This is a genomic window from uncultured Lentibacter sp. (assembly GCF_937123735.1).
In the GTDB taxonomy this organism is placed as follows: domain Bacteria; phylum Pseudomonadota; class Alphaproteobacteria; order Rhodobacterales; family Rhodobacteraceae; genus Lentibacter.
This window is the reverse complement of record NZ_CAKZKL010000027.1, coordinates 1-21,491: the sequence shown is the minus strand read 5'-3', so window position 1 is coordinate 21,491 and position 21,491 is coordinate 1. Positions and strand designations below refer to the sequence as shown.

Annotated in this window: 19 protein-coding genes; 8 read left to right on the top strand and 11 right to left on the bottom strand. The window is 60.3% G+C overall.

Features of this window, described 5'->3' with window-relative positions; genetic code table 11:
- Positions 1 to 2: 2 nt before the first annotated feature.
- From trkA to dusB, 6 genes are all read right to left on the bottom strand, one after another.
- Positions 3 to 1,379, bottom strand: coding sequence for a Trk system potassium transporter TrkA (gene trkA / locus Q0478_RS07105; protein ID WP_298677624.1), 1,377 nt, complete (start codon positions 1,377 to 1,379; stop codon positions 3 to 5).
- A 93-nt stretch (positions 1,380 to 1,472) separates the two neighbouring features.
- Positions 1,473 to 2,882, bottom strand: a complete 1,410-nt coding sequence (locus Q0478_RS07100) for a sigma-54 dependent transcriptional regulator (protein ID WP_298677621.1) — start codon at positions 2,880 to 2,882, stop codon at positions 1,473 to 1,475.
- A 7-nt stretch (positions 2,883 to 2,889) separates the two neighbouring features.
- Positions 2,890 to 5,148 (bottom strand): PAS domain-containing sensor histidine kinase, encoded by a 2,259-nt coding sequence (locus tag Q0478_RS07095; protein ID WP_298677618.1) that lies wholly within the window; start codon positions 5,146 to 5,148, stop codon positions 2,890 to 2,892.
- Positions 5,149 to 5,247: 99 nt separating this feature from the next.
- A complete protein-coding gene (locus Q0478_RS07090; protein WP_298677616.1) occupies positions 5,248 to 6,615 on the bottom strand; it encodes a sigma-54 dependent transcriptional regulator in 1,368 nt (455 codons plus the stop codon).
- Between the two features lie 2 nt (positions 6,616 to 6,617).
- On the bottom strand, positions 6,618 to 7,688 hold the full coding sequence (locus Q0478_RS07085; RefSeq protein ID WP_298677613.1) for an ATP-binding protein: 1,071 nt from the start codon (positions 7,686 to 7,688) through the stop codon (positions 6,618 to 6,620).
- Positions 7,685 to 8,668: a tRNA dihydrouridine synthase DusB gene (dusB, locus tag Q0478_RS07080; RefSeq protein ID WP_298677611.1), complete on the bottom strand. Its 984-nt coding sequence runs from the start codon at positions 8,666 to 8,668 to the stop codon at positions 7,685 to 7,687. Before dusB ends, Q0478_RS07085 begins: the two co-directional genes overlap by 4 nt.
- Positions 8,669 to 8,848: 180 nt before the next feature.
- Here dusB and Q0478_RS07075 point away from each other — a divergent pair, with 180 nt between their 5' ends.
- From Q0478_RS07075 to Q0478_RS07060, 4 genes are all read left to right on the top strand, one after another.
- A complete protein-coding gene (locus Q0478_RS07075) occupies positions 8,849 to 9,985 on the top strand; it encodes a bifunctional 2-C-methyl-D-erythritol 4-phosphate cytidylyltransferase/2-C-methyl-D-erythritol 2,4-cyclodiphosphate synthase (protein WP_298677608.1) in 1,137 nt (378 codons plus the stop codon).
- Entirely contained in the window at positions 9,982 to 10,479 is a 498-nt protein-coding gene (locus tag Q0478_RS07070) for a phosphatidylglycerophosphatase A (protein WP_298677605.1), read from the top strand. The genes Q0478_RS07075 and Q0478_RS07070 overlap by 4 nt, the downstream gene beginning before the upstream one ends.
- Entirely contained in the window at positions 10,476 to 10,955 is a 480-nt protein-coding gene (locus tag Q0478_RS07065) for a CinA family protein (RefSeq protein ID WP_298677602.1), read from the top strand. Before Q0478_RS07070 ends, Q0478_RS07065 begins: the two co-directional genes overlap by 4 nt.
- 148 nt (positions 10,956 to 11,103) lie before the next feature.
- Positions 11,104 to 12,282: an ammonium transporter gene (locus Q0478_RS07060; protein WP_298677600.1), complete on the top strand. Its 1,179-nt coding sequence runs from the start codon at positions 11,104 to 11,106 to the stop codon at positions 12,280 to 12,282.
- A gap of 32 nt (positions 12,283 to 12,314) precedes the next feature.
- On the opposite strand, the gene Q0478_RS07055 is transcribed toward Q0478_RS07060, so the two are convergent.
- Both Q0478_RS07055 and Q0478_RS07050 read right to left on the bottom strand, forming a co-directional pair.
- Entirely contained in the window at positions 12,315 to 13,592 is a 1,278-nt protein-coding gene (locus Q0478_RS07055) for an MmgE/PrpD family protein (RefSeq protein ID WP_298677597.1), read from the bottom strand.
- Positions 13,589 to 14,035 (bottom strand): type II toxin-antitoxin system RatA family toxin, encoded by a 447-nt coding sequence (locus Q0478_RS07050; protein WP_298677771.1) that lies wholly within the window; start codon positions 14,033 to 14,035, stop codon positions 13,589 to 13,591. Before Q0478_RS07050 ends, Q0478_RS07055 begins: the two co-directional genes overlap by 4 nt.
- A 70-nt stretch (positions 14,036 to 14,105) precedes the next feature.
- Here Q0478_RS07050 and hpt point away from each other — a divergent pair, with 70 nt between their 5' ends.
- Both hpt and Q0478_RS07040 read left to right on the top strand, forming a co-directional pair.
- On the top strand, positions 14,106 to 14,663 hold the full coding sequence (gene hpt / locus Q0478_RS07045) for a hypoxanthine phosphoribosyltransferase (protein WP_298677595.1): 558 nt from the start codon (positions 14,106 to 14,108) through the stop codon (positions 14,661 to 14,663).
- Between the two features lie 73 nt (positions 14,664 to 14,736).
- Positions 14,737 to 15,636, top strand: coding sequence for a cytochrome c (locus Q0478_RS07040; RefSeq protein ID WP_298677592.1), 900 nt, complete (start codon positions 14,737 to 14,739; stop codon positions 15,634 to 15,636).
- Between the two features lie 32 nt (positions 15,637 to 15,668).
- Here Q0478_RS07040 and lipA read toward each other — a convergent pair whose 3' ends face one another.
- The gene (gene lipA, locus Q0478_RS07035) at positions 15,669 to 16,622 is read right to left on the bottom strand and encodes a lipoyl synthase (RefSeq protein ID WP_298677590.1); all 954 of its coding nucleotides are present in this window, start codon (positions 16,620 to 16,622) and stop codon (positions 15,669 to 15,671) included.
- Positions 16,623 to 16,709: 87 nt separating this feature from the next.
- Positions 16,710 to 17,819 carry a DUF6456 domain-containing protein gene (locus Q0478_RS07030; RefSeq protein ID WP_298677587.1) on the bottom strand — a complete coding sequence of 370 codons (1,110 nt, stop codon included), beginning with the start codon at positions 17,817 to 17,819 and terminating at the stop codon, positions 16,710 to 16,712.
- A 228-nt stretch (positions 17,820 to 18,047) separates the two neighbouring features.
- On the opposite strand from Q0478_RS07030, the gene Q0478_RS07025 reads away from it, so the two are divergent.
- Entirely contained in the window at positions 18,048 to 18,425 is a 378-nt protein-coding gene (locus Q0478_RS07025) for a DUF6477 family protein (protein ID WP_298677585.1), read from the top strand.
- Here Q0478_RS07025 and Q0478_RS07020 read toward each other — a convergent pair.
- On the bottom strand, positions 18,422 to 19,969 hold the full coding sequence (locus Q0478_RS07020; RefSeq protein ID WP_298677582.1) for a trimethylamine methyltransferase family protein: 1,548 nt from the start codon (positions 19,967 to 19,969) through the stop codon (positions 18,422 to 18,424). The genes Q0478_RS07025 and Q0478_RS07020 overlap by 4 nt on opposite strands.
- A 218-nt stretch (positions 19,970 to 20,187) precedes the next feature.
- Here Q0478_RS07020 and guaA point away from each other — a divergent pair.
- Positions 20,188 to 21,491, top strand: a 1,304-nt coding sequence (gene guaA, locus Q0478_RS07015) for a glutamine-hydrolyzing GMP synthase (RefSeq protein WP_298677580.1), incomplete at its 3' end; no start/stop codon positions are given.

Here is a 21,491-nt window from a genome sequence, read left to right as displayed (position 1 = left end):
GTTCAGAAAAAGTCGATAGAGACTTGCAACAACCGCTCCACCTCAGGCACATCGGCGGCCATGGCGAAGAGCACAATCACGTCTCCCTCTTCGATCCGTGTGCTGCCCTTGGGTTTGATCACCTCGCCCCCTTTCATCAAAGCGCCAATCAGCACCCCCTCCGGAAAACTGATGTCGCGCACCGCTTGCCCGGAGATCGGCGAGGTGGAGAGAACTTCGGCTTCGATAATTTCAGCCTCTGCATCACCGATCGAATAGACCCCCTTGACCCGCCCATGGCGGATATGGCGCAAGATCGAGCTGACGGTGGTGGCGCGCGGGTTGATATAGGCGTCAATTCCCATAGGGCCCATCAGCGGAATCAATGTCGGGTCATTGATGAGCGCAATCGCCATCGGGCAGCCCTCACTCTTGGCGCGCACGGCGGCCAAAAGGTTGGTCTTGTCGTCATCTGTCACACATAGCACGGCATCTGCCCGCTCGATATTGGCCTCTGCCAAAAGCGCCACATCAAGCCCGTCACCATTGAGCACAATCGTGCGCTCCAGCGCATCGGCGGCCTGCTCGGCGGTTTTGCGGTTGCGCTCGATCACCTTGGCGCGAATGCGGGTTTCGTGCTTTTCAAGCGATTGGGCCACGGTAAGCCCGACGTTTCCGCCGCCTATAAGCACCACACGCTCCTGTTTGGTCGAGGTTTTTCCAAAAACTTCCAATGCGCGGGGCACATCTTCCCGAGCGATACACAAATAGCACTCATCGCCAACAAAGATCTGGTCGCCCGCCTCGGGCGCAAAAAGGCGTCCCTTTCGGCGGATCCCGATCACGATCACTTTCAGGGTGGAAAACAGGTCTGTGAGCTGGCGCAAAGGCGTGTTGACCACCGGGCAATCCAGATCAATCCGGATCCCCAGGACCTGCACCTTGCCCTCCATGAAGGTTTCTATGTCAAAGGCAGATGGGGCCGACAAACGCCGCAGCGCCGCTTCGGCCACCTCGCGCTCAGGGCTGATCACCACATCAATCGGCAGATGGTCGCGGCGGTACAGATCAGAGTAGATCGCTGTGAGATAGCTTTGCGAGCGCAGCCGCGCAATCTTGCGGGGCACCGCAAAAATAGAGTGGGCCACCTGACAGATCACCATATTGACCTCGTCCGAATAGGTGGCCGCAATCACCATATCCGCGTCGCGCGCACCGGCCCGGTCCAGGATATCCGGATAAGAAGCAAACCCCGCAATGCCTTGCACATCCAAAGTGTCCATGGCGCGGCGCACAAGGTCGGGGTTGCTGTCAATCACTGTGACATCATTGGCCTCGCCTGAAAGATGCCGGGCAATCTGCCAGCCAACTTGCCCTGCGCCGCAAATAATAACTTTCATGGGGTATCCCTACCAGATCCAGTGGTGTCGTGCCAGATGCACGGGAAGCCGTCAATCCTTTGTCTTGCCCCATGCGCTCAGGATTGGCGGTCCTTAGTCTTCCTCATCTTCTAACAGGGCCACGCGCGCGCCGGAGCGGTTGGATGTGACCACCCCGAGAGATTTGAGTTTGCGGTGCAACGCCGAGCGTTCCATCCCGACAAACTGCGCCGTGCGCGAAATATTGCCGCCAAACCGGTTGATCTGGGTGAGCAAATATTCACGTTCAAATTCTTCACGCGCCTCGCGCAGCGGCAAAGTGGCCATCACACTTGGCAAAACGATCTTGCCGCCTTGATCGCCGCTTTGGGTTGTTTCACTTACGGAAATTTCCTTGCCAGTGATGTCGCCGTTGCCCGCTCCCATGATCAAGAGGCGCTCGATCATATTCTTGAGCTGGCGCAGGTTTCCAGGCCAGGTCATGGTCTGTAACAGTGCCAGGGCGTCTTCCGAAAGGCGGCGCGCGGCCAGCCCTTGTTCTTTTTGCAAGAGGGCCATGAAATACTCCGCCAGCATCGGAATATCATCGCGGCGCTCCTCAAGCGAGGGAACCGCAATGGGCACAACATTCAACCGATGATAGAGCTCCTCGCGAAAGCGCCCCTCAGCGACCTCCGTGTCAAGCGACTTGGCCGTTGACGAGATCACCCGCAAGTCAACCTTGACCTTGTTGGACCCCCCAACGCGCAAAAACTGCTGGTCCACCAACACCCGCAAGATCTTGGACTGGGTGCCCAGCGGCATATCGGCGATCTCGTCAAAATAAATCACCCCCCCGCTGGCTTCTTCCAGCAGCCCCAGTTCCACGCCTTTTTCCGCGCTTTCGCGGCCAAACAGAACCCGCTCCATCTGCTCTGGCTCGATAGAGGCGCAGGCGACTGTCACAAAGGGCGCGCTTGCGCGGTTGGAACCATTGTGCATATAGCGCGCCGCGGTTTCCTTGCCCGAGCCAGAAGGCCCCGTGAGCATAACCCGGCCGTTGGATTTGGTCACCTTGTCGAGCTGGCCCTGCATGGTGCGAAACGCCGCAGAGCTGCCAATCATCTCTGATGGCACCGTGTCTTTGCGCTTGAGCTGGATGTTCTCGCGCCGCAGTCGGGAGGTTTCCATCGCCCTGCGGATCACAACCAAAAGCTGATCAATGTTAAAAGGCTTCTCGATAAAATCATAAGCGCCCTGTTTGATGGCCGCGACCGCAATTTCAATATTGCCATGCCCCGATATGATCACAACCGGCACTTCTGGATAATCGGTTTTGACCGCCTTCAAAATGTCGATTCCGTCCATCTTGCTGTCTTTGAGCCAGATGTCCAAAATCAGCAGCCCCGGCCGCGCATCATGGACCTGCTTCATGGCCTCATCCGAGTTGCCGGCCAGCCGCGTGGCATAGCCCTCGTCTTCCAGAATATCGGAAATCAGCTCTCTGATATCGCGCTCGTCATCTACAATCAGAATATCGCTCATGTGTCCCTCATACCGCAGCAGTTTCTATGTCTGGTTCTGTCTCGTCGCCCCGTGTCAGAGGCAGCCTGATCAAGGCCATGGCTCCCCGGTGGCTTTCGCCGTCAAACAGGGGCGCATCTTCAAGCTTGAGCGTTCCGCCATGCTCTTCGATGATCTTCTTCACAATCGGCAACCCAAGCCCTGTGCCCTTGTCGCGTGTGGTGACATAAGGCTCAAACAGCTTGGCACGATCTTCGGGCAAGCCAATTCCGTTGTCTGAAATGGAGATTTCCGCTTCATGACCAACCCGCTGAGCAACCACCCGGATTTGCGGCGTAAAGCGGCCACCGAGCTCATCGCGTCGGCTGTCGAGCGCTTCACCGGCGTTCTTGATGAGATTGGTGAAGGCCTGCCCGATCATGGTTGCATCAAACTGCCCTTCAAGCGGCGCATCCCCCATATCCGCAGAGATATGCACATCCGGCTGCCCCGCTTTTTGCAAGGTGACAGCCCCGCTGAGCAAAACAGTCAGATCTTCCGCGCGCCGCTCGGGTTCGGGCATCCGGGCAAACTTTGAAAACTCGTCAACAATGCGCCGTAAGTCATTGGTTTGGCGCACGATAACTCCGGTGAGGTCTTCCAGTGTGCCAGCATCCTCAGCGGGCAAGGCGCGGGCAAACTTGCGCTTGATGCGCTCGGCTGAAAGCTGGATCGGGGTGAGCGGATTCTTGATTTCATGGGCAATACGCCGGGCCACATCGCCCCAAGCGGCCATACGCTGGGCGCTGACAAGATCGGTGACATCATCAAAGGCCACAACATAGCCTTCAATCTGCCCTGCCTCCCCTTCGCGCACAGACATGCGCACCAGAAGATTCTCAAGCTGGCCCTCGCGGGTCACCTTGATTTCTTCCTGCACAATCCCGGTTTGGCTGTCCAGCAAGCTGTCAAACAACGCGCCAAATTCGGGCACAGCCACGCGCAACTCGGGCGCTTCGGTGGTTTCGTGCCAGCTCAACAGCCGTTTGGCCGAGCGGTTCACAAAGCTCACACGCCCCTTCGGGTCGACCCCGACAACCCCCGAGGTCACCGAGCTCAACACAGAATCAAATAACCGGCGGCGCAGCTCGATCTGGCCTGTGTTTTCAAGCAAACGATCGCGTTGGCCTTTCAGCTGACGGGTCATTTGGTTGAAGAGGCGGCTTAGCTGGCTGATCTCGTCATCGCCCTCCTCCTCAAGAACCTGTGTGTCAAGATTGCCGGCCCCGACCTGCATTGCAGCCCCTGTTAAGCGGCCAACAGGGCGCGAGAGGCGCTCGGCAAACCACAGTCCAAGCCAGACAGCGGCCAGAATGAGGATCACGGCAAACCCCAGGTAAACAAGCCCGAACTGGAACAAGACAGTGCCACGGTCACTCTCCAACTGGTTGTAAAGGCGCACATTTTCCTGTGTTTCACTCAACAGATTCAAAATCTGCCCATCCACATCCCGGCTCACATAGACAAGCCTGTCCGGAAAGGTTGCCAAAGGCACAATGGCGCGAAACTCGTTGTTGTCCCAATCCTGGATGACGGCGATCCCGGCCCTGCGGGCCTCTTCGATCTGCGCCGCCGTCGGGCGCTCAAAATTAAACAGATAAGAGCGTTCCCCGCGCGCCTTGAGCTCGCCCACACCATCAATGACATAAGCCTCGCGCATGTTGGGCTGAAAGCGTTGTTGGCCAACAGTCAACGCCTCACGCAGATCAGGATCGCGCATCATCGGTGTGATCGAATGCTCCAGATCGATCACCCGCGCGAGCGATTGTGCGTTGCGCATCAAATTATCACGATGCTCGCCCTCATAGGCCTGTGCAGCGGCCAACGATGACCCCACCACCTGGCGCACACGGTCTGAAAACCACCCCTCCAACCCGAGATTGACGGTGAGCACCGCAAATATCGCCACGGTCACCGTGGGAATGAGCGCCATGATGGCAAAAACGCCCGTCAAGCGCAGATGCAAATTGGACCCCGCCGAATTGGAACGGCGGGCAGAGATCATTTTGGCCACCCGGTGCAATACGAGAGCCGCCACCAGCAAGACATAGACAAGATCCGCGAGCAAGACGATCCGCAGTGCAGGCGAGCGAGCCCCCTGTTCAAACGGGCCAAACACAAGGAATGTCGCCAAGACAAGAAGCGGCCCCAGCGTGACCAGACCGAGCGTTGCAAAATTTTGCACACGGCGCAGACGCCGCAACTTGCTCAGCTTGTTCCATGTCAAACTATGTGCTCGGGTTGCCAAATCGGCCTCCCGCTCTGCTGTAACGCATTCTTCCCCAACCGCCTTTTACGGTGGCTTTTCCCCGATATGGTGCAGGGGTGCCACGCTTCTGTTGCGGTTTTACATCAATTTGCGCCGCCGTGTCACGCTTATATCGAGCTCGCTGATCTTCTTTCTGAGCGTATTTCGGTTGATGCCCAGCAAATCGGCGCATTTCGCCTGATTTCCGCCAGTGGCGTCCAGGGCGATCTCAATCAGCGGCATTTCCATTTCCCGTAGGATGCGCCCATAAAGCCCCGGCGCGGGCAAGGCATCGCCGTGCAGGTCAAAGTATCGCTGCAAATGCCGGGCAACACTCTCTGACAGCTTTTCATCCGACAGCGCCCCCAAGCTCGGTGCCAGCGCCGGTTGCGTTGACAAGACGGCCTCAACCTCATTTTCGCTGATCTGGCTGGTGCGGCCTGTGAGGGCGAGGCGCTCAACCGTGTTGGCAAGCTGGCGCACATTGCCCGGCCAATTGTAGCGCCGCATCCGCTCCAGGGCCTCCGGCGCAAAGCTGTTGGCCCCATTGGTGCTGGCGAGGGTCTTTGACAGAAAATGCTCGGCCAGCAGGCCGATATCTTCCACCCGCGCCCGCAAGGGCGGCAGCGCCAAAACCGCGCCGTCGAGACGGTAAAACAAATCATTGCGCAGCTTTCCCTCGGCCATGGCCAGCGCGAGGTCAACCTGTGAGCTGGCCATAAACCGCGGACCGCTCTTGCCCGCCGCATCCATGAGGTGCACGGCCTTCACCTGATAGGCATCAGGCAGCTCGGCAATGTCTTCAAACAGCACAGTCCCCGTCCCGGCCTCGGCCAGCACATCCGCCAGTGCAGCGCCGCGCGCAAAGACGCTCTCGCTCAGCGTCACAAAGGGGCGCGCCCGCCGGTCCGACATATCGTGAATGGTGCGCGCCACCAGAGATTTTCCAGTGCCGCTTTCCCCCGTCACAATCACCGGCAACTGCGCGTTGAGCACCCGTGCAATCAGCTTATAAACTTCCTGCATCGCGCCTGAACGCCCCACCAACGGAAGCTCCTGTGGCTCGGCATCAGGGCCAGCGGCCTTGCGAGATTTGCGCCCACCGGCCACTTCCAGCGCCTTGGCGGTGCGCTTCATGAGATCGGGTAAGTCAAAGGGTTTGGGTAAGTAGTCAAAGGCCTGTGCCTCGGCGGCCTTGATCGTGGTCATGATCGTATTTTGCGCCGAGATGACAATCACCGGCATATCCGGCCTATCCTCTGCAATCTTGGGCAGCATCTCAAGCCCGTTGCCATCCGGCATCATCACATCAGTGATCACCACATCCCCCGCGCCTTCGGACACCCACCGCAAGAGCGTGGTCAAAGAGCTGGTCGCCTGAACCTTGCAACCTGCCCGTGTCAGCGCCTGGGTGAGCACGGTTCGAATGGTGCGGTCATCATCAGCAACAAGGACAGTTCCGTCCATTTTCAGGCTCCTTCTGAAGGCTTCGGCACACGCTGAAGCGAAAGTTTGAAAATTGTTTCACCCGGTTTTGAGCTCACCGAAACCCACCCCCCGTGGGCCGTGATAATCTTGGCAGTGAGCGCAAGGCCCAGCCCGGTGCCGTTCTCACGCCCGGAGACAAACGGATCAAAGATCTGCTCGATCAGGTCCGGCGCAATCCCGGGGCCGTTGTCGATCACCTCGATCTGAAGCGGCAAAAGCGGCCCCAGCCCTTCTTCCGTACGCAGCCGGAAGCCGTGTTCATAAGAGCTGCGCAAACGGATGGTGCCCCCCGGCCCGGTGGCTTCGGCAGCATTCTTGAGCAGATTGAGCAAGACCTGCAAAAGCTGGTCAGCATCTGCCCAGGCCTCCGGCAAGGAGGGGTCATAATCTTCGTGAATATGTATCTGCGCTCCGACCCCGAGCAGCGCCGAGCGCCGCGCCCTGTCAAGCACGTCATGCAGATTCACCGCCGTAAGTTGGGGCGGGCTGAGATTGCCAAATTCTTCTACCTGCTCCAAGAGCTTCACGATCCGGTGGCTCTCGGCCACGATCAGATCGGTGAGTTCCAGATCATCCCCGCTCAGCCCCATGGACAGAAGCTGCGCCGCACCGGTGATCCCGGCCAATGGGTTCTTGATCTCATGCGCCAGCATCTCGGCCATGCCAATCACCGAACGGGCCGCCGTCTTGGGGCCCAAGGCCAGCGGCAGGCTGCGCCCCTGCGTCAGGGGTGTGATCAGCAGCAACATCTGGCGCGCAGCGGCGTCATAGGGGGCGAGCTGCAAATCGCAACGCTCACGCACCCGCCCGGCGCGCGCAACGCCCACATCCTTGACAAACAGAGGGGCGTCCTCGCGCAGGGCGCGCTCAAAAGCCACCCGCAAATCCCCTTCAAAAGACACAGCGTCAAACAACACCTGTCCGCGCAACGCCCGCTCAGAGCTCATCAACAGCTGTTCCGCCGCCGGGTTGAGGGCCAGTATGGAAAACTTCCCATCCACCAACACGGCCGGCAAAGGCAGCGCGGCCCAGAGATATTTGTGCTCATTCATGCCGCGTATCTCTCGCCTGCTGTCAGAATTTCAGGCAATAAGCGGTGCACTTGTGCCGGGGCCGGCTCAGTCAGTATGCGTTTGCGCAACTGTGGCTCTGTGCCTGCCTCATCCATATACCACCCAAGGTGTTTGCGCGCGACGCGCGTGCCCAGCTTGTCCCCGTAAAAACTCAACATAGCCTCGTAGTGGTCCGCCACCATAGTGCAAAATGCGCCTCCCCTTGGGCGCTGCGGTGCTTTTGCCCCCCATATTTCATGGGCAATCTGTTGCAAGAGCCAGGGCCTTCCCTGCGCGCCACGTCCGATCATCACACCATCCGCCCCAGACTCCCGAAGGGCCGCACGCGCGCTCTGGGCACAGCGGATATCGCCATTGGCAATCACCGGAATGGCAACCGCCTCTTTCACCTGTCGGATCGCCGACCAATCCGCATGACCCTTGTAGAACTGACACCGCGTGCGCCCGTGAATCACAAGGCGCGCCACGCCCGCCGCTTCGGCCCGTTGCGCGAGTGCTGCGGCATTCAGGCTCTGGTCATCCCAGCCCAACCGCGTTTTGAGCGTGACCGGCACAGAAACCGCCTCCGTCACAGCCTCGATCATCCGCAGGGCATGATCCAGATCGCGCATCAAGGCCGAGCCTGAGAGCCCGCCCACCACCTTTTTGGCGGGGCACCCCATATTGATATCAATCACACCAACCCCGTTGTCTTGCAACATGCGGGCTGCCTCTGCCATCCAGTGGGGCTGGCATCCCGCAAGTTGCACGGCGGTGTTTGCCGCGCTGAGTCCGAGTTCGGCGCGCTCACGCACCCCGGCTTTGGCCTCTACCATCTCCTGGCTGGCCACCATCTCGCTCACCACAAAGCTCGCGCCGAAGCCTGCGACAAGATCGCGAAACGGGGCATCCGTAATCCCGGCCAGAGGCGCAAGCGCAACCAGCGGGTTGGGTGTCGGGGTTGGGGCGTGTTCGGACATGGGTTATTCTCTGATTGGCTTTAGGCCTAGGGCCGTTTGTTGGGCAGTCTCAAGCATTTACCACCGCGCTTTGGGGGCGGTTAAGCCCTTTTGCACAATTTTTAACCACTCTGCACTCTTTTTCACCGCATTGCCCTTGCCCAGAGTCCTGCTAAAACCGTTTCAACCAGAGGACTTCGGATGAAAACTGCCGCCATACTTGTTGCTGCCGGGCGCGGAACCCGCGCCGGGGCCGGGTTGCCCAAACAATGGCGCAGCTTGGCCGGGCGCACCGTCTTTGAACACAGCTACCGCGCCTTTGCCAATCACCCGATGATTGACACGGTGCTCGCAGTGATTCACCCCGATGACAGCAGCTATCTCCCGGCCCAGATCCGCTTTGTTTCCGGCGGTGAGACCCGGGCCGCCTCGGTGCTTGCGGGGCTGAGCGCCCTGCGCGGCGAAGGTTACAGCCATGTGCTCATTCATGACGCGGCCCGCGCCTGTGTCTCGGCGCAAGTGATTACGGCGGTCTGCAACGCTCTCGCCACGCATCAGGGCGCGGCCCCGGCGGTCCCGGTCACCGATGCGCTTTGGCGAGGACAGGACGGCCAAGTGGTCGCAGCCCACCCGCGCGCGGGGCTGTTTCGCGCCCAAACGCCGCAAGGGTTTGCCTTTGAGGCTATCCTGTCTGCCCATGAGCGCCAGACAGACACAGCAAATGCCGCGCTTTTGGATGATGTGCAAATCGCCCGCAGCGCAGGGCTTGAAGTTGCCATCGTGACAGGGGATGAAGACAATCTGAAACTCACCCACCCCGCAGATTTTGCCCGCGCAGAGCGGATCTTGAGAGAAAATATGGATATACGTCTTGGCAATGGTTTTGATGTGCACGCCTTCACCGAAGGGGATCATGTGGTGCTCTGTGGCGTAAAGGTTGCCCATAGCAAAGCCCTCTTGGGGCATTCGGATGCAGACGTCGGGATGCACGCCATCACCGACGCGCTCTATGGTGCGCTGGCGGCAGGTGACATTGGCCAGCATTTCCCCCCGTCGGATGCAAAATGGAAAGGGGCGCCCAGCCACATCTTTTTGGCGCACGCCTGCCAACTGGTGCGTTCACGCGGTTACGAGATTTCCAATGTCGATTGCACACTGATCTGCGAAGCCCCCAAAATCGGCCCACATGCGCTGGCCATGCGTAAAACCCTGGCCAAGATAATGAACCTTGAGGAGAGCCGGGTGTCCGTCAAGGCCACCACGTCGGAACGGCTTGGCTTCACCGGGCGCGAGGAAGGGATTGCCGCATTGGCCAGCGCAACTGTGGTGCGCCCATGAAGCCGCTTGCCACCCTTTTGGGCACCTTTTTCTACATCGGTTATCTGCGCCCGGCTTCGGGCACATGGGGTTCTGCGGCGGCTCTGCCTGCGGCCTATGGGCTTGCGCTTCTGGGCGGGCCATGGCTGCTGGCACTGGGCGTGCTCGGCGTGTTCTGTCTCGGCTGGTGGGCCACATCCGTGATGGTTGAGGGCCGCGACACCCACGACCCGTCCGAAGTTGTGATTGATGAGGTTGCGGGCCAATGGGTCGCGCTCCTGCCGGTTCTGGTGGGAGCCTCTCATGCCGGGGTGGATGCACTGGCGCTCTGGCCCGGCTGGCTTGTGGCCTTTTTGGCTTTTCGCTTTTTTGACATCCTCAAGCCCGGTCCAATCGGTTGGGCCGACCGGCGCGCAGATGCGCTTGGGGTCATGTTGGATGACATGATCGCCGGACTGGCCGCAGCGCTGACGGTGATGCTGGCGGCAGCTCTTTTTCACGGGCTTATCGCATGACAGAGCCAGCTCGCTTGCTTGCGCGCGCGCGCCGCAACGGAATCAAGATCGCCACCGCAGAAAGCTGCACCGGCGGGCTGGTTGCCGCGGCACTGACAGATGTGGCCGGCAGTTCTGATGTCTTTGAGCGCGGTTTCATCACCTATTCCAACGCGGCCAAAGTCCAGATGCTTGGGGTTGCACCGGCCAGCCTGCAAGCCTTTGGGGCGGTGAGCGAGCAGATCGCGCGCGAAATGGCCGAGGGCGCGCTGGCGCAGTCAGAGGCCACCCTTGCGGTTTCGCTCACAGGCATTGCCGGGCCCGGAGGCTCCGAGCACAAGCCAGAGGGCCGGATCTGCTTTGGCGTGGCCCGAAAAGACACGCCGTGCCACACAGAGACCGTCGAGTTTGGCCCGCTTGGGCGCGCTGACGTGCGCGCCGCCGCCACGCGCCATGCTTTGGCGCTGCTGGATCAGGCCCTGCCCGCCAAACGTTAACACAGCGCCCAGCTTTAAGGCAAACACCCGTCAAAGCGCCCATTTATTGTGCAATTTGCAAACTGCCCGCAATTTCAGCGGCTCTGGGGGTTTTTTCAGCGGCCGAGCTGGGCTTTGAGCGGGGCAAAGCAACAAAGGAAGTTCAATTATGAATGGTGCTGACACAGCTTGGATCATCGTCGCAACGGCGCTGGTCCTTTTCATGTCCCTGCCCGGGCTCGCCCTCTTTTATGGCGGGCTTGTGCGCGCGCGCAACGTGCTGAGTGTCTTCATGCAGGTCTATGCAATTGCCTGTCTGATGAGCGTGCTCTGGCTGGTTGTGGGCTATTCCATTGCCTTTGGCGGGGCGAGCCCCCTCTGGGGTGGGTTGGGGAAGGCCTTTCTCACCGGGGTTACCCCGGACAGCTTGTCCGGAAGCCTGCCGGAGGTGCTGTTCTTTGCCTTCCAGATGACCTTTGCCATCATCACACCCGCGCTGATTGTGGGGGCTTATGTGGAGCGGATCGGTTTTGGGTTTGTCCTGCTGTTCTCAAGCCTCTGGATGCTGCTCTGTTATGCGCCCGTCGTGGCCTGGATCTGGGGCGGCGGGTTTCTCTCGGATGGCGGGATCTTCGGGGAGACTGGCGTGCGCGACTTCGCTGGGGGAATCGTGGTGCATGAAACGGCCGGTATTGCCGCCTTGGTGATTGCGGTCGCCCTGGGGCCACGGCGCAACCAGACAACCCCGCCCCACAACCCCGGCTATGTCTTTATTGGCGCGGCCATGCTTTGGGTGGGCTGGTTTGGCTTTAACGGCGGTTCTCAGCTGGCCGCAGATGGGGGCGCGGCCATGGCGCTGACCGTCACCCATATCTCCGCCGCCACGGCCTCGCTCACCTGGGCGCTTTGGGAGCGGCTGAAATACGGTAAATCCTCGCTTGTTGGCCTTGTCACAGGCACCATCGCCGGGCTTGCCAGCATCACCCCCGCCTCGGGCTATGTCGGCCCTGTCGAGGCGCTGGTGATCGGCGCCGTGGCCGGGATTCTTTGTCAGGAAGCTGTCACGGTGACCCGCAACAAGCTCAAGATTGATGACACATTGGACGTTTTTGCCGTGCATGGTGTCGGGGGCATCTTTGGCACGCTGATGATCGCGGCCTTTGGAGCCGGCTCCTGGGCTGCGCAGCTGGGCAGCCTTGCCATCGTGGGCATCTTTACATTTGTGATGAGCTATGTGTTGCTCAAGATCTGCGCGCGCATCACTCCGTTGCGGGTTGATCTGGAAACCGAGGTCAACGGCCTTGACCTCGCCGTGCATGGCGAGCGGGCCTATGATCACTCCTCATAACCGGCAGGGCGCGGGCGCACAAAGCGCCCGCCTCACGCGCGTATGGCCGCGCTCAGGGCCGAGAGATCTGCGCGCGCCAATATCTCCCAATACTGCGTGGTCTGGCCCGGCGCCAAAACACCCTCGCCCTTGGCCATGAGCTTTTCAAGCCGTGCCTCAAAGCTTAACGGCGCACGCAAGTCATGCGTCGCCACCCGGTGCTGCCCCTCTGCCTTGAGCGTGACATGGGCTTCTTCTTCGCCAAGGCTCTCTTGCGCAAGAACCTCAACCCGCCCCATGAGCGCGCGGGTCTCTGCGCTGAGCGGAAACAACGCTTGCAAGGCAGCCTCATCCACCGTCGCGCCCGCGTTTTGCACCAAAAGAGCCGCCAACGCGCGATAGGAAAATTTTGCCTCCAACGCATCTGCCACCTCGGGCTTGTTGCACACGCTCATCCAGCGTGGATGGGTGCGCACCGTTATTTTTTCGGGCCGAGGCCCCCCGGGGAGCGTCTGGCGTAGGGCCTCGATCATGGCATGGGTGCCGTGACAACAGGGGTAAAACTTATGGGTCACCCCCTCAAAAAGCCAACGCTGCCCAAGGGCGTCCCAGGCTGTATCGTCTCGCTCCCCGTGATGGATCTGCGCAAAGGCCTCAAGGCTGTTTGACGCGCCGCTCAACCCCGCCATGGCCATCTGCACCGCCTCCACGCCATTGGCCGCAGCCATGCCCGCGTTGACAGGTTTCATCGCCGTGCCAAACTGCGCTTTCAGCCCCGCAGCAAATCCCGCCACATTGCTCAGGCTGCCCCGGATGTCCGCAAGATTGGCCGCAGCCCCGGCAGCCACAGCGGCTCCGATCGCTCCGGCCGTCGCCGTTTGATGATACCCGATCTGATAATGCCCCCGCCCCAGCCAGACACCAAACCGCGTTGCCGCCTCTGCCCCCAAGAGCGCGGCGCGCAAAACCTGCTCAAGGGAGGCGCCGCTGGCCTGCCCCTGCGCGAGTGCCGCAGGAATCACAACCGTGCTCACATGGCCGATATGGGCAAAATGCGTGTCGTCATAATCGAGTGCATGGCTGATTGTGCCATTGACCAACGAGGCCCTGCGCGGATCTGCGCTGCCTCCGAAAAACAGCGCTGATGGGCCCTCTGTCCTCTGGTGATGGGCGAATTGCAGCATGGCCTGCGCCACCTGATCTGCCTTGGCCGCGCGCCCAACAATCATCCAATCCAAAAAGCATAGCCGCATGATGTCCAGCGCGGGCTCTGGCACATCTGCCAGCCGCGCCTGCGCATAAAACTGCCCGAGCGTCTCAAGCGCACTCATCCGTAAAGCGCCTTGGCACGGGCCTCAAAGGCCTTCACGATCCGCTGCATGGCCTCGTAAAAGAAAACGCCGCCGGCTTTTTGAAGCAGAAAGTTCTTGAACTCAAAATCCACATCAAACCGTACCCGGCACCCCTCCTCGGCCGGCTCAAACCACCAGTGCGAGCGCATATATTTGAACGGGCCGTCCAGATACTCCGTCTCGATGTGTCCGGCTTCGGGCAACAAGCGCACCCGGCTGCCAAACCGCTCGCGAAACACCTGAAATCCGATCACCAGATCAGCCAGCATCTCCTCGCCGTCTTGGGCAAGCGGGCGGCGCGTGCGCACCCGTGCAGCGGCACACCAGGGCAGAAACTCAGGGTAGCGCGCCACATCGGCAACAAGAGCAAACATCTGCTCGGGCCGATAGGGCAAGAGGCGGGTTTCTTCGTGCTTGGGCATATTGCGGCGAATTCTCATTTACAGTGGCCCCCCATTTCGTATGGTGGCGCGCAGAATTCAAGGGGGAAGCATGACTGAGCGTGCATATGTTATCGACGAGTTGATCTCTGCCAAGGCCATTGCGGCGCGGATAGAAGAGCTCAGCCGGGCCATCAAAACCGAGTTTAAAGACACCGACAAGCTCGTGGTTGTGGGGCTCTTGCGCGGGTCTTTTGTCTTCATCGCCGATCTGGTGCGCGATCTGGACATGCCTGTTGAAGTCGATTTTCTGGAGGCCTCCTCCTATGGGGATGGCATGGAATCATCGCGCGAAGTGCGGATTCTCAAAGACATCCGTGGCCAGATCGAGGGCCGTGATGTGCTGGTGGTGGAAGACATCGTAGACACCGGCTACACGCTGGAGCATGTCTTGCACCTGCTGGAGAGCCGCAAACCGCGCAAGCTGCGCACCATCGCACTGCTCGACAAACCCACCCGGCGCGAAACGGGCGTAAAGGCCGATTGGATCGGGTTTGAGATCCCCGACGAATTTGTGGTCGGCTATGGAATCGATTTCGCACAGCGCAACCGCAACCTGCCCTTCATAGGCTGCGTGCGCTTTCTGGAAAACGCGCCGCAAACCAGCTGAAAACGCTTAACGCTTTACTTACTGAGGCGCGCGCCTATCCTGAGGCCATGTTTGTGACAGCCCGGGGTGTCTTATGCGTCGTGTTTTAGTCCCGCTTGCAGGGCTTGCGGCCCTCTGTGCGCTGGCGCTCTGGCAATTGAGCGCGCCCAAGGCGCTTCCCCCCGATGCCTTTGACGGGTTCACCGGACACCCGAAGGCCGGCGAATTGGTGTTTCACGCCGCCGGCTGTGCATCTTGCCATATGGCCCCGCAAAGTGACAGCCCCGAGCTGGCAGGCGGAATGCGCTTTGCCTCCCCTTTCGGCACTTTCCGCGCGCCCAATATCTCTGCGCACCCGGTCCATGGCATTGGCCGCTGGACCGTGCGCGATCTGGGCAATGCCATGATCTACGGCACCTCTCCGGCGGGGCAACATTATTACCCTGCCTTTCCGTATAGTTCTTATGGGCGCATGGCGCTCTGGGAGGGCGGGCTTCAGGATATTGCCGATCTGCACAGTTACTTGATGACATTGCCGGCCTCTGACAGCCCCTCAGAGCCCCATGATCTGGCCTTTCCCTTTACCCTCAGACGTGGATTGGGGCTTTGGAAACAGCTTTTTGCCCAGCAAGCCTGGGTGACACCGCTGGACACAGAAAACGCGCACACCCTCGCGCGCGGGCGCTATCTGGTCGAGGCACTTGGACATTGCGGTGCCTGTCACACGCCGCGCAACCTGTTGGGAGGCTTGCAAACCTCTGCCTGGCTTAGCGGCGCGGCCAACCCCACCGGGCGCGGGCGCATTCCGCCCATTGATGCGCTGGAGTGGGGCGAACGTGATTTGACATATTACCTGAAAACCGGTTTCACACCCGATTTTGACAGCGCCGGCGGACATATGGCTGCGGTGATCGCCTCGCTTTCCAAACTTCCCGAGAGCGAGCGCGCCGCCATCGCGGCTTACCTGCTCGATCTGGCCGCACGCCCGCGGTGAGCGCGCTCGGATCGGCCCCGGGGCGTCAACTCTTATCTCTGAGCGAGTTTCTTCTCGCGCGCAGCCTTGAGGCGCGCAAAATCATCGCCCGCATGATAGCTGGAACGGGTCAAAGGCGTGGCCGACACCATGAGAAAGCCCTTGCCATAGGCGGCTGCTTCATAGGCCTTGAACTCGTCAGGATGCACGAAGCGGTCCAACACATGGTGCTTGGGCGTCGGTTGCAGATATTGACCGATCGTCAGGAAATCGACATCCGCCGCGCGCATGTCATCCATCACCTGCATCACGGCCTGTTTGTCCTCTCCCAGGCCCACCATGATACCTGACTTGGTGAAAATGGAAGGATCAAGCTCCTTGACCCGTTGCAACAGCCGCAGCGAATGAAAATACCGCGCCCCGGCGCGCACCTCGGGGTAGAGCCCCGGAACCGTCTCCAAATTGTGGTTGAACACATCGGGTTTTGCCGCGACAACAACCTCCAACACCTTGGGGTCACAGCGTAAAAAATCTGGCGTGAGAATTTCGATGGTTGTTTCAGGCGCACGGTGGCGAATGGCGCGAATGGTCTGGGCAAAATGCTCTGCCCCACCATCTTCCACATCGTCCCGGTCCACCGAGGTGATGACAACATGGTTCAACCCCAGCTTTTCAACAGCATTGGCCACACGCCCGGGCTCGAACGGATCAAGGTCTTCCGGCGGCTTGCCCGTGGCGATATTGCAAAACGAACAGGCCCGCGTGCAAACCTCGCCCATGATCATCATGGTTGCATGGCCCTGGCTCCAGCACTCCCCCGCATTGGGGCAGGCCGCCTCCTCGCAAACCGTGGTGAGCTTGTGCTCGCGCATGATCTCGTGGGTTTTCTTGTAGCCATCGCCCTGCGGCGCCTTCACCCTGATCCAGCTGGGCTTGCGCGGCTGGGCATTGTCGGGCTTGCGCGCCTTTTCGGGGTGGCGCTGGTCGGGCATCTTCAGGTCACGCATGGGGTGTTCCTTACAGGCAGTTCCTTACGGTTGCCCTACCCATAGCCAAATCCGGCGGGGCTGTCACGCAACAAGCGCCAGCCCCGTTTAGCCAATCATCGCATTGCGCGCCCCAAGGCTTTCATAGTGGCGCGCCAATTGCTGAAGGGCGATCCTGAGCACAATCTTGCCCGAGCGCGCCGACCAGCCCAATCCGCGTTCGGCTGATTCCACGCCCTCCAGCTGGCAACAACAGCGCAGCGCCACATGCCCCAGCCCCGGGCCAAGCGCAATCAGCGCCGCCGCCACACGGTCGGCTGCGGCCTCCGCACTCAGCGGCGCAGCGCTGCGCCGTGCCGTGCAGGGTTCCGCCACGATCACCGCCTCCCAATCATAGCTGGCCCCCTCCACCATCTGTGCCAGCTCGTAATCCTCGCGCAGCCGTTCTGCGGCGTGCACCTGTTGCGGGCTCAAAAAACGGCTTCCGTCCTTTTCCCGGCGCCGCGCAAGGATCATCAGCGGTGTTTCACCCGGCCGCGCGCGCAGCTGCCGGCGTTCATGCGCGCGGCCCAGATCAAAGCCCGCACCTGCCTCGGCAAAGCCATTGGCGCGGTTCTCCGCATCTGCCAGGATCTCGCCAAGCGCGCTGCGCCCCGCCGTGGTGATCCGGTAACGCAAGATCCGGCCCTCCTTGGCGCAAGCGATCCAGTCCTTCATGGCCAGAGCCTGTGCCAAAGCGCGCTCGACAACCGCAGTGCGCAGGGTTGTGCCAGCTTCGGTCTCCCGCACAACAACGCCTTTTTCCATATCCGTCGCAAGCGCCAACACAGCCCCCGGCTCCGACATCCGGCGCAGGATCCGGCGCGCTTGGGCCAAAAAGGTCTGATCGTCGGGCAGACAGGAACTTTCAGGGGTCATAACAGTTTTCAAAGCAGAATCCTCTTGGCTGATGCGCAGCTTTGGCGTCTGAGATTTGGGGCGCAGATGTGTGAAGGCTTCATCAATCAGACTGTCATCGCGCAGCTTCTCCCAACGGCTGATCTGTCGGGAAATTGTCGAGGGGTGGCATTGGCTCAAGCGGCTGAGCGCACGCACCGAAACCCCGAGCTCGGTATGGGCCAGATAGGCCAGAGCCGAGCTGGGAACCCAGGCTGGCCAGCGGCCCGGAGCGGCGCCAAAGCGCTCCTCGTCAGCCAACTCAAGGCGGTAAACGGTCATAATGATCCCTCTTGTTACTCACAGGTTGCTCACAACTTTGTCCACAGACCCTACACAACCTAAACTTGTGTGGTTACGCATTCGTTAATTTTTACACTTTGGCAACACTTGTTGATAAATTCTAAACAATGCTAAACCCTGCGCACGGCGATATTCCAAAACACGCAACACCCGTTAAAGTTGATTAGCGTGCTCTCACACCCAGTTGTCTTTGTTGTGAGGTATCCCATGCAAGATCCGCTTTCGCGCTATCAGGCCCTGCGCCGCCCCCGGTTGCTGCTTCAGGCGGCCTGTTCCGGCCTTGGCCATTACAGCCGAAAAGCCCATTTGCCACAGGTGGTGGGGCACATACCCAACCCCCGGTTGCGCCCTTGCTTGCCGATGCTGGAGGAGCTGCTGGACATGGAAGCCAAACTCAACGAGGCGCGCCGCCTGAAAGTGGCAGGCTACAGCTACACGCGCCATGTGGCTGTGCTCATCGCCACGCTTGCCGAAGCCCAGGGCTTGCGTGAAGCCACATCCGACGCACCGTTGGGGACCCCCCCAAAAAAACAGGCCCCGAAATCTATCGGGGCCTGTCTGTCTCTTGCCTGTGAAAAAGCCTAGATGAAGGCGTCCGGCATGGCGGCTTTCTTCTCTGCCACATAGGCCTCAAGCGCCTCGTTGACGGCCGGGTCCAAGGCTGGCTGCTGGTATTGCGCCAGGAGCTTTTCAACGCGCCCGCTTGCCAGCTGGCGGGTGTCGCGCGCGCCTTCGTCTTCCCAGGTTTCAAAGGGTTTGTAATCAAACAAATCAGATTTCCAGAACGCTGTCTTGAAATTGGCCTGCGTATGGGCGCAGCCCAGATAATGCCCGCCCGGCCCGACTTCGCGGATCGCATCCATCGCCTGAGCATCCGCGCCCACGTCAATGCCCTTGGCCATCTGGTGCAACGTGCCCAGCTGATCGGCATCCATGACGAATTTCTCAAAATCTGCCACCAGACCGCCCTCAAGCCAGCCACAGGAATGCAGCATGAAGTTCACCCCGGAGAGCAGCCCCATGTTGAGCGAATTCGCGGTTTCATAGGCCGCCTGCGCGTCCGGGAGCTTGGAGCCGCAGAAAGACCCCGCCGAGCGGAACGGCAAGCCGAGCCGGCGTGCCAATTGGCCCGCCCCATAGGTCACAAGGCTCGCTTCGGGCGTGCCAAAGGTCGGCGCGCCGGAGTTCATGTCAATCGAGCTTACGAAGGCTCCGAAAATCACCGGTGCGCCTTTCTTGCAGAGCTGGCTATAGGCCACACCCGCCAGAACCTCGGCCAAAACCTGGGTGAGCGTGCCGGCAACCGACACCGGCGCCATCGCCCCGCCCACGATAAAGGGCGAAATGATGCAGGCCTGGTTGTTGGCCGCATAAACCTCAAGCGCCCCCATCATCACATCATCAAAGGTCATCGGCGAGTTGATGTTGACCAGCGAGGTCATCACCGTGTTTTCCTGAACAAACTCCTTGCCAAAGAGAATACCACACATGTCCACACTGTCCTGCGCACGGCTCGGCTCGGTCACAGAGCCCATAAACGGCTTGTCCGAAAGCTGCATATGCGCCAGCAACATGTCCAGATGGCGCTTGTTGACCGGCACATCGGTGGGCTCGCACACTGTCCCGCCAGAGTGATGCAGCCATTTTGACATATAGCCAAGCTTCACGAATTTCTTGAAATCATCCATCGTGGCATAGCGCCGCCCGCCGGCTGCGTCGCGCACGAAGGGCGGGCCATAGACCGGCGCAAGCACAAGGTTGCGCCCGCCGATCACCACATTGCGCTCCGGGTTGCGCGCGTGTTGGGTGTATTCGCTCGGGGCGGTCTTGATCAGCTCGCGCGCCAGCCCTTTGGGCAGGCGCACACGCTCGCCCTGAACATCCGCGCCCGCCGCGCGCCAGCGCTCCAGCGCGGCCGGGTTGTCGACAAAGTTCACCCCCACCTCTTCAAGGATCGTCTCGGCATTGGCCTCGATCACGGCCAGTGCTTCTTCGTTGAGCACCTCAAAATTCGGGATGTTGCGCTCGATATATTTCGCTGTCTCAAAGGAAACGGCGCTGCGCTCGGCGCGCCGAGCGGCCCCGCCCCCGGCTGAACGGCCACGTCTTTTTGTTGCTGCCTCGGTCATGAGTCTATCCTCGATTCTGGGACATTCGGAAAATCTGCCTCTTCATAGCCCGCAGCCCGCGCGCCGCGCGGCGCTTTTGCGCCCCTTGGCAGGGAAAAGCGACATTGCCCACAAGCAAACCCGCCCCCGCCACTGGCTTGCCCGCGCGTGCTTGAAAAACAGCGCCCCGTTCCCTTGGGGGAATTGACCTTCACCGCAAGCTGCCCTAGAGCCAGACCATGAAAAATATCACGCATGAAACCCTCCTGATCATCGACTTTGGCAGCCAGGTCACGCAGCTTATTGCGCGGCGTTTGCGCGAGCTGAACGTTTATTGCGAAATCCATCCCTACCAAAAGGTGAGCGATGCGCTGCTGGCGGAGCTTGCGCCAAAAGCCATCATCTTTTCAGGCGGGCCTGACTCTGTCATGCGCGAAGGGTCTCCACGACCGCCGGAAAGCGTCTACCGGCTCGGGGTTCCGATCCTCGGAATTTGTTACGGCCAGCAGGTCATGATGCATGATCTGGGTGGCAAGGTGGAAGCGGGCGAGCACGCCAAAGCCGAGTTTGGCCGCGCCTTTGTTGCGCCCAAGGCGGCGCGCCCGGCCTTTCTTGACGGCTGGTTCCTAAGCCACGAGGGGCGTGAGCAGGTCTGGATGAGCCACGGCGATCATGTCAGCGAAATTGCCCCCGGGTTTGAAGTGTTCGGCACATCGCCCGGCGCGCCCTTTGCGATCACCGCAGATCTGGCACGCCAGTTCTATGCGGTGCAGTTCCACCCCGAGGTGCACCACACCCCAAATGGCAAGGCGCTGTATGAAAACTTCGTGAAACTGGCAGGCTTTACGGGTGACTGGACCATGGGCGCCTACCGCGAAGAGATGATCCGCCTCATCCGCGAGCAAGTGGGCGACAAGAAAGTGATCTGCGCACTTTCGGGCGGTGTGGACAGTTCGGTGACCGGCCTCTTGCTGCACGAAGCCATCGGCGAGCAGCTCACCTGCGTGTTTGTTGATCACGGGCTGCTGCGGTTGAATGAGGCTGAAGAAGTCACCACCATGTTCCGTGACAACTACAACCTCAACCTCATCCACGCCAATGAATCCGAGCTCTTTTTGGGCGAGCTTGAAGGGGTCTCTGACCCTGAAACCAAGCGCAAGATCATCGGCCGCCTCTTCATCGACGTGTTCCAGAAATATGCCGATACCATCGAAGGTGCCGAGTTCCTGGCCCAAGGCACGCTCTATCCGGATGTGATCGAGAGCGTGAGTTTCTCCGGCGGCCCCTCGGTCACCATAAAATCTCACCACAATGTCGGCGGCTTGCCCGAAAAAATGGGCCTCAAACTTGTGGAGCCGCTGCGGGGCCTCTTTAAGGACGAAGTGCGCGAGCTGGGCCGCGAGCTGGGCCTGCCCGACAGCTTCATTGGCCGTCACCCCTTCCCCGGCCCCGGCCTCGCCATCCGCTGCCCCGGCGAGATCACCCGCGAGAAGCTGGAAATCCTGCGCAAGGCCGATGCGGTCTACATCGATCAGATCCGCAA

Bases quoted from the DNA above. Each gene is read 5' to 3' on its own strand.
- trkA (WP_298677624.1), bottom strand. From the start codon at position 1,379: ATGAAAGTTATTATTTGCGGCGCAGGGCAAGTTGGCTGGCAGATTGCC.
- Q0478_RS07100 (WP_298677621.1), bottom strand. From the start codon at position 2,882: ATGAGCGATATTCTGATTGTAGATGACGAGCGCGATATCAGAGAGCTG.
- Q0478_RS07090 (WP_298677616.1), bottom strand. From the start codon at position 6,615: ATGGACGGAACTGTCCTTGTTGCTGATGATGACCGCACCATTCGAACC.
- Q0478_RS07085 (WP_298677613.1), bottom strand. From the start codon at position 7,688: ATGAATGAGCACAAATATCTCTGGGCCGCGCTGCCTTTGCCGGCCGTG.
- dusB (WP_298677611.1), bottom strand. From the start codon at position 8,668: ATGTCCGAACACGCCCCAACCCCGACACCCAACCCGCTGGTTGCGCTT.
- Q0478_RS07075 (WP_298677608.1), top strand. From the start codon at position 8,849: ATGAAAACTGCCGCCATACTTGTTGCTGCCGGGCGCGGAACCCGCGCC.
- Q0478_RS07070 (WP_298677605.1), top strand. From the start codon at position 9,982: ATGAAGCCGCTTGCCACCCTTTTGGGCACCTTTTTCTACATCGGTTAT.
- Q0478_RS07065 (WP_298677602.1), top strand. From the start codon at position 10,476: ATGACAGAGCCAGCTCGCTTGCTTGCGCGCGCGCGCCGCAACGGAATC.
- Q0478_RS07060 (WP_298677600.1), top strand. From the start codon at position 11,104: ATGAATGGTGCTGACACAGCTTGGATCATCGTCGCAACGGCGCTGGTC.
- Q0478_RS07055 (WP_298677597.1), bottom strand. From the start codon at position 13,592: ATGAGTGCGCTTGAGACGCTCGGGCAGTTTTATGCGCAGGCGCGGCTG.
- Q0478_RS07050 (WP_298677771.1), bottom strand. From the start codon at position 14,035: ATGCCCAAGCACGAAGAAACCCGCCTCTTGCCCTATCGGCCCGAGCAG.
- hpt (WP_298677595.1), top strand. From the start codon at position 14,106: ATGACTGAGCGTGCATATGTTATCGACGAGTTGATCTCTGCCAAGGCC.
- Q0478_RS07040 (WP_298677592.1), top strand. From the start codon at position 14,737: ATGCGTCGTGTTTTAGTCCCGCTTGCAGGGCTTGCGGCCCTCTGTGCG.
- lipA (WP_298677590.1), bottom strand. From the start codon at position 16,622: ATGCGTGACCTGAAGATGCCCGACCAGCGCCACCCCGAAAAGGCGCGC.
- Q0478_RS07030 (WP_298677587.1), bottom strand. From the start codon at position 17,819: ATGACCGTTTACCGCCTTGAGTTGGCTGACGAGGAGCGCTTTGGCGCC.
- Q0478_RS07025 (WP_298677585.1), top strand. From the start codon at position 18,048: ATGCAAGATCCGCTTTCGCGCTATCAGGCCCTGCGCCGCCCCCGGTTG.
- Q0478_RS07020 (WP_298677582.1), bottom strand. From the start codon at position 19,969: ATGACCGAGGCAGCAACAAAAAGACGTGGCCGTTCAGCCGGGGGCGGG.